Source organism: Thiovibrio sp. JS02, assembly GCF_053485635.1.
Map to the genome: position 1 here is coordinate 2,679,375 of NZ_CM130715.1, position 12,672 is coordinate 2,692,046.

Consider the following 12,672-nt stretch of genomic DNA (forward strand, 5'->3'; position numbering starts at 1 on the left):
AAGATCCTTGTTCTTGATTTAAGTCAAAGCCCCCATGCATACTGGCTGATATAGTCTGAGCATCAAACAACCGGATAAGGGGTACGCTCACCTTCCCATCAACATCAAGGAGGAATCACCATGTTTTGTTATCAATGTGAACAGACCGCGCAAGGAAAAGCCTGCACCTCTGTCGGCGTCTGCGGCAAGCAACCCGATGTCGCCGCCCTGCAGGATCTGCTGATTTACGCATGCCAGGGTCTTGCCCTGGTGGCCGAGGCGGGCCGCAAGGCCGGGGTGAAAGACAACGCCGTCGACCTCTTTGCCTGCGAGGCGGTATTCTCCACCCTCACCAATGTGGATTTTGACCCGAACCGTTTTGTCTCCCTGATCAAACAGGCGGTTGCCCTGCGCGAGGGCCTCGCGGCCAAGGTCAGGGCCGCCGGCGGCAAGACCGATTTTTCCGACCCCTGCGCCACCTTCACCCCGGCCGCCGATCTTGCCGGCCTGGTCAAGCAGGGCGAAGGAACAGCCCTTAACATCAACGGTGAAAACGAGGACATCAAATCACTCAAGCACATCCTCCTCTTCGGTCTCAAGGGCGTGGCCGCCTATGCCGACCATGCCAGGATCCTCGGCCAGGAAGACGACAAGGTATACGCCTTCATCCACGAAGGCCTGGCCGCCATCCGGCGGAAGGATCTCGACCTCAACGCCTGGGTGGGCCTGGTTTTGAAATGCGGGGAAATCAATCTGCGCACCATGGAGCTGCTCGATGCCGGCAACACCGGCACCTACGGCCACCCGGTTCCGACCCCGGTCCCCCTGGGCGCCAGGGCGGGCAAGGCGATTCTGGTTTCCGGCCACGACCTGAAGGATCTGGAGCTGCTCCTGAAGCAGACCGAGGGCAAGGGGATCAATATCTACACCCACGGCGAGATGCTGCCGACCCACGGCTATCCGGAGCTGAAGAAATACCCGCATTTCCATGGCCATTACGGCACCGCCTGGCAGAATCAGGGCAAGGAATTCGCCGAGTTCCCCGGCGCCATCCTGATGACCACCAACTGCATCCAGAAGCCGAAGGAGTCCTACAAGGACCATATCTTCACCACCGGCCTGGTGGGCTGGCCGGGCCTCGTCCATATCGCCGACAAGGATTTCAGCCCGGTCATCGACAAGGCCCTGGCCATGCCCGGCTTTGCCGCGGACACCGACAAGGGCTCCGTCCTGGTTGGTTTTGGCCGCAAGACGGTGATGGGCGTCGCAGGCACCGTGATCGAGGCGGTCAAGAACAAGGCCATCCGCCACTTCTTCCTGGTGGCCGGCTGCGACGGCGCCAAGCCCGGCCGCAACTACTACACCGAATTTGTCGAAAAGGTGCCCAAGGATTGCGTGGTCCTCACCCTTGCCTGCGGCAAGTTCCGCTTCTTCGACAAGCAGCTGGGCGACATCGGCGGCATTCCGCGCCTGCTCGATATCGGCCAGTGCAACGACGCCTATTCGGCGATCCAGATCGCCGTGGCCCTTGCCAATGCCTTTAACTGCGGAGTCAACGACCTGCCGCTCTCCCTGGTGCTCTCCTGGTACGAGCAGAAAGCGGTGGCGATCCTCCTGACCCTGCTCCACCTGGGCATCAAGGATATCCGCCTCGGGCCCAGCCTGCCGGCATTCATCACCCCCAACGTGCTGGATGTCCTGGTGCAGAACTTTGCCATCAAGCCGATAACCACGCCCGATGCTGATCTGAAGGCGATTCTCGGGTAAAGACCGGGGCTGAAGACTGAAGCCGGAAGTGCCGGGCACCTCCCTTCAGCCTTCAGCCCAATCACCGCAAAGGAGAACGAGATGCAGTGCCCCGGACAGGACAGCCGCTATTGGGATTCCACCGCCGTTTTCGAGGCCCGTTGCCCGCAATGCGGAACCGCGGTGGAGTTCTTCAAGGACGACAGCACCAGAAAATGCCCGGGCTGCGGCACGAAGATGCTCAACCCAAACAACGATTTCGGCTGCGCCTCCTATTGCCCCTATGCCGAACAATGTCTGGGCTCCCTGCCGCCGGAGCTGCTCGCCAAAAAACAGGAGTTGCTCAAAGAACGGGTGGCCATTGCCATGAAAGGTTACTTCGGCGCCGACTTCAGGCGCATCGGCCATGCCGGTCGCGTGGCTCGCCATGCCGAAGAGATCGGCAAAACCGAGGAGTGCAATCCCGCGGTCACCATGATTACCGCCTATCTGCACGACATCGGCATCAGGGAGAGCGAACGCAAATACAACAGCGCGGCCCCGAAATACCAGCACCAGGAGGGACCGCCCGTGGCCCGGCGAATTCTCACGGAACTGGGGGCTCCCCAGCCGCTCATCGACGAGGTCTGCGACATCATCGGCCACCACCACCTTCCGCGGCCGGAAGAAACCACGAATTTCAAGGTGGTGTACGATGCGGACCTGATCACCAATCTGGAGGAGAAACAAAAGGATGCGCCCACCAGCCGAGAACATCTTGAAAAAATTATCGCCCGCTCGTTCCTGACCACAAGCGGCGCCGCCCTGGCGGCCAGGGTATTATTGCGACAATGACGGAGAAGCACCATGAAGGTAATGCGAAAAATAATCGAGATCGATGAGGACCTGTGCACCGGCTGCGGAGAATGCGTGCCGAACTGCGCGGAAGGAGCCCTGGAGATTGTAAACGGCAAGGCAAGGATGATCGCGGAAAAATATTGCGACGGCCTTGGCGCCTGCCTGGGCGAGTGCCCCACCGGCGCCCTGCGTATCGTGGAACGGGAAGCGGACGATTTTGACGAAGAGGCGGTGGAGGCATTGCTGGCCAGCAGAAAGGCGGCCGCGTCCGAACCTGCTCCCCCGGCGGAAGGCTGCCCCTCCGCCAGACTGCAGACCTTTGCCCCCGCGGCCGCCCCCACCCCCTGCCAGAGCGCCAACCGGCCCGTGCAACTGGGCGGAATCACCGCCGCAACGGAGTCACAGCTGAGTCACTGGCCCGTGCAAATCCGCCTGGTGCCGCCGAGCGCTCCCTTTCTCAAGGGGGCCGATCTCCTGGTTGCCGCGGACTGCGTCCCGGTTGCCTACCCGAATTTCCATCGGCATCTGCTGACCGGCAAGGCGGTGATGCTCGGCTGCCCGAAATTCGACGAGACCGGGAGCTACATCGCAAAGTTCAGCGAGATCTTTGCCACGGCCCAGCTCAAGAGTATCACCATGGCCATCATGGAGGTGCCCTGCTGCAGCAATATGCGTCAGATCATCAAGGAGGCGCTCAAGCGCGCAGGCAAAAACATCCCGGTGCAGGAAGTGGTAATCAGCGCCCGGGGCGAAATCATCTAGTGTCCTCTCCCCTTCGCCACCCCTGCCCTCCTTCTCCGGCAGGGGTGGCGAAGGACAATATTTTCTCTTTTGTTTCCCCCCGAAAAAAGGTAATACATACTCTATTTCGGCAAACGGTTAACCACCGTGCCGGCCCTGCAACCCATTCAGGAGCAAACCATGCAGAACAAGAAATTCCTGTCCACGCAAACCGTGATCCTGGCCCTTGCCATTCTCCTTCTTCCTTTCCTGCACTTCCCGGCCCATGCCGCGACCCCGATGCCCCGTTTCGCCCTGCCCTCGGTGACGGATGGCGTCACCATCGATTCCAGCGCCTACCAGGGCAAGGCGATACTCGTCAATTTCTTTGCCACCTGGTGCCCTCCCTGCCGGAAGGAGATCCCTTCCTTCATTGAGCTGCAGAAAGAATTCGGTCCCAAGGGCTTTACCGTCATCGGCATTTCCACCGACGAGGGCGGCTCGGCCCTGGTGGCGAAATTCGTCGAAAAAATGGCGATCAACTATCCCGTGGTCATGGGCGACACCAAAACCCCCATGTCCTTCGGCGGCATCATCGGCATCCCCTCCTCCTTCCTCGTCAACAAACAGGGGCTCATCGTGAAGCGTTACGACGGCTATGTGGACCACCAGACCCTGACAAACGACCTCAACAGCATCATGCGGTGAGGAAGTATAAAAAATCAGGTTGACATCCATTGTCTCTTTCGTATATTTACTGAACGACGATTCATAATGTTTATTAGCAGGAACAATTTCATATAACACCTACTAAAGGAGAGACCCATGAGCAAGAAACTTATTTCTCTGGCAATGGCAGTGGCTTTCGTAGCTGGCACCGCGGCAGTTTCCTTCGCCGGCAAGTGCACCGTAACCGCGGTTGAAGGCAACATGGTCACCGTGGATTGCGACGGCACCGTATCCCAGGTAGAAGGCACCGCAAAGGTTGGCGACAAGGTCACCGTAAAAGACGGCAAGATCGAAGCCAAGAAGAAAAAAGCCATCGAGGGTTGCTGATCCTCCGAACAGGCCTGGCCTGTGTCTAAAAACCGCCTGGCCTCCGGTCAGGCGGTTTTTTTATTTCCTCCCTCCCGCGCTCGGTATTTACTTTTCCGCCTCTCTTCCGTATAGTGCCAAACCATGAACCTTCTTGAAGCAGCCATATTCGGGATCATCCAGGGGGCCACCGAGTTTCTGCCCGTCTCCAGTTCCGGTCATCTGGCCCTGGCCCATTATTTTTTCGGCAGCAAAGACACCGGCCTCGCCTTTGACGTGGCCCTGCACCTGGGCACCCTTCTTGCCATCCTGATCTATTTCCGGGACGACTTTCTGGAAATCGCCAAAGCGCTGCTGGGGCTTAACCGCGACCCGAAGGAAGCCGGACGCCTCAAGGGCATGGCCTTTTACATCTGTATCGCCACCATCCCAGGAGCCCTGGCAGGCCTGCTCTTCGGCGAGCTGGCCGAAAAATCCTTCCGTCATCCGGCCATGGTGGCGGTGGCATTGAGCGTCGCCGGCATCCTCCTGCTCGCCGCCGACCGGCTGGGCAAGCGGCAACGTGAATTCAAGGGGATCACCCTGCGTGATGCCTTGCTCATCGGCTTCTCCCAGGCCTTTGCCATTATCCCCGGCGTTTCCCGAAGCGGCATCACCATCACCAGCAGCCTCTCCCTCGGTCTCACCCGGCAGGCCGCGGTCCGCTTCTCCTTTTTGCTCTCGGCCCCCATCATTTTCGGGGCCGGGGTGCATGAAATGCCCAAAATAATTGAGACCGGTCTTCTCACTGATCAGCTTGGCATTTACAGCACGGGTTTTGTCGCCTCCGCCGTCTCCGGCTACCTCTTCATTGCCTTTCTCATGCAATTTATCCGGGCGAGAAGCTTTGCCATCTTTGCCTATTATCGCTTTCTGCTTTCATTCCTCGTTTTCGCGGCGCTCCTGCTCTGGTGAAGACGGACCGCTGCAAATCGACCGCTTCCAACGCCTATTCAAAGAGAATCCCATGGACCCCTCGCAACTGCCTGAAAAACAGTACAACATGCTCCGGGAAATCCGGAAAAAATACAAGGTGGATTTTTCGCCCCTCCAGCTGCGGGGCAAGGAAATTCAACTTCTGCAGGTGACCGATCTGGAAACCCTGCTGGCCGGCAAGGATCCCTTCAAAAACGTGCAGGATTTCCCCTTCTGGGTCAAGCTCTGGGAGGCGGCCATGGTCCTGGCGGACCTCATGCTCACCACCCCGCCCAGGAAGGAAGGCCAGAGCCTGCTCGAACTCGGAGCCGGCCTTGGCGCCCCGGGACTTGCCGCCGCCAGCAACGGCTACGCCGTGACCTTGAGCGACTACGAGCCGCATATCCTCGATTTCCAGCGGGTCAGTGCCGCCGCCAACGGCCTGAAGGGGATAAACTGCCGGCTGATCGACTGGCTGAAGCCGCCCTCCCTGCCCCGTTTCGACACCATCATCGGCGCGGAGATCCTCTTTCGCGAAGAATTTTTCGCCCCGCTCCTGAATGTTTTCCGCTCCCTGCTGGCCGACGACGGCGTCATCTACCTGGCCCACGATGTCCGCCGCAAGAGCCTGCCGCAATTCCTTCTCCTCGCGGAAAAGGAGTATGAGATCGCCGTGAGCGCCAGAAAGATGCGCTCGGACGACAAGGAACTGACCATCATCGTCAACCGCCTCACCCGCCGCGGCTGATCGTCGCGCAACCGCCATCAGGGCACGGCATGCGGTATCAGGATATCGACTGGAACAGAATGTGGCAGGAGGCGCGGGCCACCAAATCCTGGCAGAAGAAGAAAAGCTCGGACTGGGACAAGCGGGCCGCTTCCTTTGCCCAACGCAACGTCGACTCCCCCTTTGTCAGCACCTTCCTCGCCCATCTGCGGCTCAAACCGGAGTGGAGCGTGCTCGACGTGGGCTGCGGCCCGGGCACCCTGGCCCTCCCCCTGGCCCAACGAACCCGCAAGATCACGGCCGTCGACTACTCCGCCGCCATGCTGGCCGAGCTTGCCCAACGGGCCAGGGCGGCCGGCTTGGCCAATATCGAAACCATTCAGGCCTCCTGGAGCGACGATTGGCAACAGCTCGGCATTCCCCGGCACGATGTCGTCATCGCCTCCCGTTCCCTCTCGGTGGATGATCTCGCCGGCGCCCTTGCCAAACTCGACGCCTGGGCGGACAAGGCCGTTTACCTCGCGGACCGGGTCGGGGCCGGCCCCTTTGACCCGGACCTCTTCCACGCCATCGGCCGCGCTTTTTCCCCGGGTCCGGATTACATATTCACGGTCAACATCCTCTACACCCTGGGTATCCACGCCCATGTCGACTTCATCGGCCTGGATCACCCCCGCACCTATGGCTCCCGGGAAGAGGCCCTGCAGGCCTGCGCCTGGATGGTGGACAACATTACGGCCGAGGAAGAAAAACGGCTTGCCGAATACGTGGATGCCCGCCTCTGCCGGCTCGATGAAAAAATCTGGCGGCTCAACCGGCAGACCTCCCCGCAATGGGCTCTGATCTGGTGGCGCAAGGAGGGCTGATTTGCAAATTTCCGGCAAGCTGGCTATAATGCCGAACTTTTGCGGGCGAAGAAACTCCTCGGCCGCCCATTGCCATGAATCTCCGCCTTGCCTTGCGGACAATGCAGCAGAACGGGCCCAGCGCTTTTCCTTATTCCGAAGCGCCTGATTTTTTTTAGCAGAGGTTTTCCATGCGTATCATGATCGTCGGAGCGGGAATGGTCGGGTATCACCTGAGCGAAAAGCTCTCGGTGGAAGGCCAGGAGGTTGTCCTCATCGACCAGGACGAAACCAAGCTCCGCCGCCTGGAGCGGGATCTCAACATCCTGCCGGTGCGGGGCAGCGGCGCCTCGGCCCGGGTGCTTGAGGAGGCGGGCATCGACAAGACGGACCTCTTCATCGCCGTCACCGACAGCGACGAGGTCAACCTCATCGCCTGCATCATCTCGAAAAACTACAATGTCAAAACCAGGATCGCCCGGGTCCGCAACGACGATTTCTACACCCAGGGCACCTCCCATGCCGAAAAGGCCCTGGGCATAGATCTCCTCATCAGCCCCGACCTGGCCATGGCCGAGGAGATCATGCGCCTCATCAATGTTTCCGCCGCCTTTGAGGTGGCGGAGTTCGCCCGGGGCCAGGTGGAACTGCTCGGCTACATTGCCCAGGAAGATCACCCCTGCGTCGGCTCCACCCTCCAGGATCTCCGGGAGCTGCAGGGGCTCTACGACTTTGTCATCGTCGCCATCAGCCGGGCGGAACAAACCATCATTCCCCGCGGCCAGGACAAGATCGAAGCCGGCGACAAGGTCTACCTGGTCATGCGCAAGAGCGATGTGCCGGCGGTTGAACGCCTGCTCTTCAACGCGGCAAGCCAGCTGCCGAAAAACGTCTTTATCGTGGGCGGCGGCATCATCGGCCATCTGGTCGCCCGCCAGCTTGAGCAGAAGAAAATCAATGTCCGTCTGGTGGAGCAGGATCCCCGCCGCTGCGAATACCTTTCCGAACATCTCGAAGACACCGTGGTTTTGAACTGCGACGGCCTGGAGGCGCAGGACCTCCTTGACGAAGGCATCGACCAGGCGGACCTGGTCATCTCCGTCACCAACAGCGATACCACCAATATCCTCTCAAGCCTGCTCGCCAAGCACCATGGCGCCAAAAAATGCATCACCCACATCAACAGCCCCGGTTTTGTTCCCATGCTCGGCAAGCTGGGGATCGATGTGCCCCTGAGTCCCCGCCAGGTGGCGGCCAACATGATCCTCCGCTTCGTGCGCGGCGGCGGCAAGATCGTCAACGTCGCCACCCTGATGGGCAGCGATGCCGAGGTCATCGAGATCAAGGTACCCAGACAGGATCATTTTATCGACCTCCCCCTGAAACGCCTTGATTTCCCCAAAGGCTCCATTGTCGGCGCCATCATCCGCCACAATCAGGTGATCATCCCCTCCGGCGACACCAGACTGCAGCCGGGCGACAATCTGGTGGTCTTCTTCACCCAGAAGGCCCTTTCCGCCCTGGAAAGCCTTTTCGAAGCGTAGGGACCGAGACGAACCATGCGCACCGGCGGCGTTCTCAACATCTTCGGCAAGCTGCTGATCCTGATTTCCTTCTGCCTGCTGACCCCAATTCCCTTCAGCCTCTATTTCCAGGACGGCATGACCGCGACCTTTCTCCTCTCCGCCGGCTTCGGAACAGTGCTCGGCATTATCCTGCTCGCCCTCTTCGGTCCGGAAAAGGATCTCGGCTACCGGGACGGCTTCGCGGTGGTGGTCTTGAGCTGGCTGGGCTTGGCCTTTCTCGGCGCCCTGCCCTTTTATCTCTCCGGCAAAATGCCCCTGTTCGTCGATTGCTTTTTCGAGTCCATGTCCGGCTTCACCACCACCGGCTCCACGGTGCTCACCCAGGTGGAGGTGCTGCCGGAAAGCATCCTCTTCTGGCGGGCCATGACCCACTGGCTGGGCGGCATGGGCATCATCGTCCTCTCTCTGGCCATCCTTCCCTTGCTCGGCGTGGGCGGCATGCAGCTCTTCCAGGCCGAGGTGGCCGGTCCCACCAAGGATCGCCTCACCCCCCGCATCCAGGATACGGCCCGTATCCTCTGGGGGGTTTATTTTCTTTTCACCGCTGTGGAGACGGTACTGCTCATCTGGGGCGGCCTGAACTTCTACGACGCCATCTGCCATTCCTTCGCCACCCTTTCCTCCGGCGGTTTTTCTCCACACACAGCCAGCGTGGGCTACTTTGACTCCGCCTATATCGAGGCGGTGATCATCGTCTTCATGTTTCTGGCCGGCACCAATTTTTCTCTCCACCATCAAGCCTTGAGAGGAAAATTTACCGCTTATTGGCGCAATGAGGAGTTCCGCCTTTACCTTCTGCTTGTCGCCTTATCCGTATCGCTCATCGTCATGATCAACCTCTACCATCGACTCTATACAACCACCGGAGAAACCATCAGGACCGCCCTTTTTCAGGTCACATCCATCATAACCTGCACCGGCTTTGGCACCGCGGATTTTGACCAATGGCCAGCCGCTTGCAAGATCCTTCTGGTGGCCCTGATGTTCATTGGAGGCAGCGCAGGCTCCACCAGCGGCGGCATGAAGATTGTCCGCATTCTGCTCTTCTTCAAGTATGCCCGCCTGCAACTCAAGAACCTGGTGCATCCCCGCACGATCGCCACGCTGAAATACGGCAAGGCCAAGGTGCCCCAGGAGGTCATGGTCGGCATCCTCGGCTTTCTGGCGCTCTATATAGGCGTTTTCCTCTTGGGAAGTCTCTTGGTGGCCGCTACCGGCATCGACATCGTTTCCAGCACCACCGCCGTCATCACCGCCATGGCCAATGTCGGTCCGGGGCTCAACCTGGTCGGTCCTGCTCAAAATTTCGGGCACCTGCCTCCGTTGGCCAAAGTGGTTCTGAGCTTCTGCATGCTGGCCGGCCGCCTTGAACTCTATACGGTGGCGGTGCTCCTTACCCCGGATTTCTGGCAGATGGCCAGGCGACCGATCTGGCGCTGGCAGATGGCAAAAACCTCCTCCCCGGACAATTCTTCGCCCTACAGAACATAACCATGCCAATCTCTTTTCACTACGATATCATTGTCATCGGCGCGGGACACGCCGGCTGCGAAGCGGCTTTGGCCTGCGCGCGCATGGGCTGCCGCACCGCGGTCCTCATCGCCAATGCCGACACCATCGGCGCCATGAGCTGCAATCCGGCCATCGGCGGCCTGGCCAAGGGCCATCTGGTCAAGGAGATCGACGCATTGGGCGGCGAGATGGCAAAAAACATCGACGCAACCGGCATCCAGTTCCGCAGACTGAACACCCGGAAGGGCCCGGCGGTCTGGTCTTCCCGGGCTCAGGCGGACCGGCTTCTCTACCGGCTGCGAATGAAATCGGTGCTGGAACGGCAGGCAAACCTGCATATTCGCCAGGGCCTCGCCGACCGGCTGCTCGTCAAAGGCGATACCGTGACCGGGGTGGTCACCTCCCTGGAGGAGGAGATCACCGCCCGGGCCGTGCTCATCGCCACCGGCACCTTTTTAAACGGCCTCATCCACATCGGCCTCAAGAACTTCCCGGCCGGCCGCATGGGCGACGCCCCTTCCCTGCAACTGCCCCTGCACCTGAAAGAACTGGGTTTTGCCATGGGCCGGATGAAAACCGGCACCACCCCGAGGCTGGACGGAACCACCATCGATTACGGCGAACTTGAACCCCAGTACAGCGACGAGCCGGCCAACCTCTTTTCCTATGCCAACAAGGGCAAGAAACCCCTGCTGCCGCAACGGCCCTGCCACATCACCTACACAAACCCCAGCACCCACGACATCATCCGGGCCGGCACCAGCCGTTCTCCCATGTACACCGGCATCATCGCAGGAGTGGGCGCCCGCTACTGCCCTTCCATCGAAGACAAGGTCATGCGCTTTCCGGAAAAGGAGAGGCACCAGATCTTTCTTGAACCCGAAGGGCTGGATACGGTGGAGATCTACCCCAACGGCCTGCCCACCAGCCTGCCCATGGACGTGCAACTGGCCATGCTCAGGAGCATCAAGGGCCTTGAGCAGGTGCACATCATCCGGCCCGGCTACGCCATTGAATACGACTATGTGGACCCCCTGGAACTGCAGCCGTCCCTGGAAACCAAACGGATCCGGGGCCTCTTTCTCGCCGGCCAGATCAACGGCACCTCCGGTTACGAGGAGGCGGCGGCCCAGGGCCTGATCGCCGGCATCAACGCGGTCAGATACGTTCGCCGGGAAGAGCCGCTGATCCTGGACCGCTCCCAGGCCTACACCGGGGTGCTCATCGACGATCTGGTCACCCGCGGCACCAAGGAACCGTACCGCCTCTTCACCTCGCGGGCGGAATACCGCCTGCTCCTGCGGGAAGACAACGCGGACATGCGCCTCAGCGAGATCGGCCGCTCCCTCGGCCTGTTGACTGACACCGGCTACCAGGCTTTCCAGGCCAAAAAACGGGCCATCGAAGAGACCCTCAGCCTGTTCAACGGCACGGTGGTCCGCCCCAAGCCGGAGCTGAACGAAAAGCTCCTGGCCCTGGGCACCGCCCCGCTCAAAACCGCGGTCAGCGCGGCTGACCTCTTACGCAGGCCGGAGATCTCCCTGCTCGCGGTGGCGCAACTCTGCGATCTTATCCTGCCGGCGAGCGGGGAAGAGGTGATCCAGGAAGTGGAACTCACGGTGAAATATCACGGCTACATCGAGCGGCAAAGCGAGCAGGTTGAGCGGTTCAAACGCATGGAGTCGGTCCTTCTGCCGGAGGAACTGCCCTACCGTGAACTCGCCGGGCTGTCGCGGGAGGCAGTGGAAAAGCTTTCAAAAATCCAACCGCGCACCCTGGGCCAGGCCGCCCGCATCTCCGGCATCACCCCGGCCGCCATCTCCATCCTCCAGGTGCATCTCAAGAAGGAAAAGCTCATCTGACCGCATCCGCCGCTGCTTCCCCCTTTTTCAGGGAAAGCGGAATGCCGGCCGGCGGGCCCCGCTCAAGAAGTGGCGAGATACCGGAGAAAAAGCAGGACGATCTCCCGTCGGAAAAAAAGGTAGAGAAGGGCGCCCATGGCCAGAAACGGGCCATAGGGGATCACGGTTTTGCCGCCTTTTTTTTGCTTGGCCATGGCCCAGACGCCAACCAGCGTACCCATGAGCGAGCTGCTGAAGACCACAAAGGGAAGAGACTGCCAGCCCAGGAAAGCGCCGATCATGCCGAGCAGCTTGATATCGCCGCCGCCCATGCCCTCGCGCCTGGTGAGCAGATAATAGAGGAGGGCGAGGAGAAAAAAACTACCGGCCCCGAACAGAATCCCCAACCCGGCATCCTGCCAGGAGACGAAGGGATTGACAAAGGAGAGGGCAAAGCCGAGGGCGATGCCAGGCAGGCTGATCACATCCGGGATGAGCTGGTGCTGAAAATCAATGAAGATGATGACCAGCAGGGCCGCGGCAAAGACAAAGTAGATGGGATAGAGAACGGTCGGGCCGAAATGGCGGAACAACGCCAGGGAAAGGAGGGCCATGGCAAGCTCCACCGCGGGATACTGCCAGGAGATGGCGTGCCGGCAATGGCGGCATCTCCCCCGCAGGAGCAGAAAACTCAGGAGCGGGATATTATCGTGCCAGCGGATCCGTTCTTTGCAGAACGGGCAATGGGAAGCGGGGAAAACGATGGAGGCGCCTTCCCGGGGCAGGCGCAGGATGACGACATTCAGGAAACTGCCGACCAGGGCGCCAAAGACGGCGACAAAAAGATAGACCATGCTCTCGCTCATTGCCCTGCTTCCTCCGCCCCAGGT

The 12,672-nt window shown here is 60.2% G+C and carries 12 protein-coding genes; 11 read left to right on the plus strand and 1 reads right to left on the minus strand.

The window, feature by feature from the left end; genetic code table 11:
- Positions 1–120 precede the first annotated feature (120 nt).
- From hcp to mnmG, 11 genes are all read left to right on the plus strand, one after another.
- Positions 121–1,746 (plus strand): hydroxylamine reductase, encoded by a 1,626-nt coding sequence (gene hcp, locus ACUUL3_RS12250; protein WP_448551753.1) that lies wholly within the window; start codon positions 121–123, stop codon positions 1,744–1,746.
- 81 nt (positions 1,747–1,827) lie between these two features.
- The gene (locus ACUUL3_RS12255; protein ID WP_448551755.1) at positions 1,828–2,559 is read left to right on the plus strand and encodes an HD domain-containing protein; all 732 of its coding nucleotides are present in this window, start codon (positions 1,828–1,830) and stop codon (positions 2,557–2,559) included.
- A gap of 12 nt (positions 2,560–2,571) precedes the next feature.
- The gene (locus tag ACUUL3_RS12260; RefSeq protein WP_448551757.1) at positions 2,572–3,324 is read left to right on the plus strand and encodes an ATP-binding protein; all 753 of its coding nucleotides are present in this window, start codon (positions 2,572–2,574) and stop codon (positions 3,322–3,324) included.
- Between the two features lie 159 nt (positions 3,325–3,483).
- Positions 3,484–3,990 (plus strand): TlpA disulfide reductase family protein, encoded by a 507-nt coding sequence (locus ACUUL3_RS12265; RefSeq protein WP_448551759.1) that lies wholly within the window; start codon positions 3,484–3,486, stop codon positions 3,988–3,990.
- A gap of 117 nt (positions 3,991–4,107) precedes the next feature.
- Complete coding sequence (gene extJ / locus ACUUL3_RS12270; protein WP_448551761.1) at positions 4,108–4,338, plus strand: selenite/tellurite reduction operon protein ExtJ; 231 nt, start codon at positions 4,108–4,110, stop codon at positions 4,336–4,338.
- 123 nt (positions 4,339–4,461) lie between these two features.
- Positions 4,462–5,271: an undecaprenyl-diphosphatase UppP gene (uppP, locus tag ACUUL3_RS12275; RefSeq protein ID WP_448551763.1), complete on the plus strand. Its 810-nt coding sequence runs from the start codon at positions 4,462–4,464 to the stop codon at positions 5,269–5,271.
- A 52-nt stretch (positions 5,272–5,323) separates the two neighbouring features.
- Positions 5,324–6,019, plus strand: a complete 696-nt coding sequence (locus ACUUL3_RS12280) for a class I SAM-dependent methyltransferase (protein WP_448551765.1) — start codon at positions 5,324–5,326, stop codon at positions 6,017–6,019.
- 29 nt (positions 6,020–6,048) lie between these two features.
- Positions 6,049–6,864 (plus strand): class I SAM-dependent methyltransferase, encoded by an 816-nt coding sequence (locus ACUUL3_RS12285; protein ID WP_448551767.1) that lies wholly within the window; start codon positions 6,049–6,051, stop codon positions 6,862–6,864.
- A 170-nt stretch (positions 6,865–7,034) separates the two neighbouring features.
- Complete coding sequence (gene trkA / locus ACUUL3_RS12290) at positions 7,035–8,387, plus strand: Trk system potassium transporter TrkA (protein WP_448551769.1); 1,353 nt, start codon at positions 7,035–7,037, stop codon at positions 8,385–8,387.
- Between the two features lie 15 nt (positions 8,388–8,402).
- On the plus strand, positions 8,403–9,920 hold the full coding sequence (locus ACUUL3_RS12295; protein ID WP_448551771.1) for a TrkH family potassium uptake protein: 1,518 nt from the start codon (positions 8,403–8,405) through the stop codon (positions 9,918–9,920).
- A gap of 2 nt (positions 9,921–9,922) precedes the next feature.
- Positions 9,923–11,803, plus strand: a complete 1,881-nt coding sequence (gene mnmG, locus ACUUL3_RS12300) for a tRNA uridine-5-carboxymethylaminomethyl(34) synthesis enzyme MnmG (protein ID WP_448551773.1) — start codon at positions 9,923–9,925, stop codon at positions 11,801–11,803.
- Positions 11,804–11,865: 62 nt separating this feature from the next.
- Here mnmG and ACUUL3_RS12305 read toward each other — a convergent pair whose 3' ends face one another.
- Positions 11,866–12,648 (minus strand): prepilin peptidase, encoded by a 783-nt coding sequence (locus ACUUL3_RS12305; protein WP_448551775.1) that lies wholly within the window; start codon positions 12,646–12,648, stop codon positions 11,866–11,868.
- Positions 12,649–12,672: the final 24 nt, after the last annotated feature.

Bases quoted from the DNA above. Each gene is read 5' to 3' on its own strand.
- hcp (WP_448551753.1), top strand. From the start codon at position 121: ATGTTTTGTTATCAATGTGAACAGACCGCGCAAGGAAAAGCCTGCACC.
- ACUUL3_RS12255 (WP_448551755.1), top strand. From the start codon at position 1,828: ATGCAGTGCCCCGGACAGGACAGCCGCTATTGGGATTCCACCGCCGTT.
- ACUUL3_RS12260 (WP_448551757.1), top strand. From the start codon at position 2,572: ATGAAGGTAATGCGAAAAATAATCGAGATCGATGAGGACCTGTGCACC.
- ACUUL3_RS12265 (WP_448551759.1), top strand. From the start codon at position 3,484: ATGCAGAACAAGAAATTCCTGTCCACGCAAACCGTGATCCTGGCCCTT.
- extJ (WP_448551761.1), top strand. From the start codon at position 4,108: ATGAGCAAGAAACTTATTTCTCTGGCAATGGCAGTGGCTTTCGTAGCT.
- uppP (WP_448551763.1), top strand. From the start codon at position 4,462: ATGAACCTTCTTGAAGCAGCCATATTCGGGATCATCCAGGGGGCCACC.
- ACUUL3_RS12280 (WP_448551765.1), top strand. From the start codon at position 5,324: ATGGACCCCTCGCAACTGCCTGAAAAACAGTACAACATGCTCCGGGAA.
- ACUUL3_RS12285 (WP_448551767.1), top strand. From the start codon at position 6,049: ATGCGGTATCAGGATATCGACTGGAACAGAATGTGGCAGGAGGCGCGG.
- trkA (WP_448551769.1), top strand. From the start codon at position 7,035: ATGCGTATCATGATCGTCGGAGCGGGAATGGTCGGGTATCACCTGAGC.
- ACUUL3_RS12295 (WP_448551771.1), top strand. From the start codon at position 8,403: ATGCGCACCGGCGGCGTTCTCAACATCTTCGGCAAGCTGCTGATCCTG.
- mnmG (WP_448551773.1), top strand. From the start codon at position 9,923: ATGCCAATCTCTTTTCACTACGATATCATTGTCATCGGCGCGGGACAC.
- ACUUL3_RS12305 (WP_448551775.1), bottom strand. From the start codon at position 12,648: ATGAGCGAGAGCATGGTCTATCTTTTTGTCGCCGTCTTTGGCGCCCTG.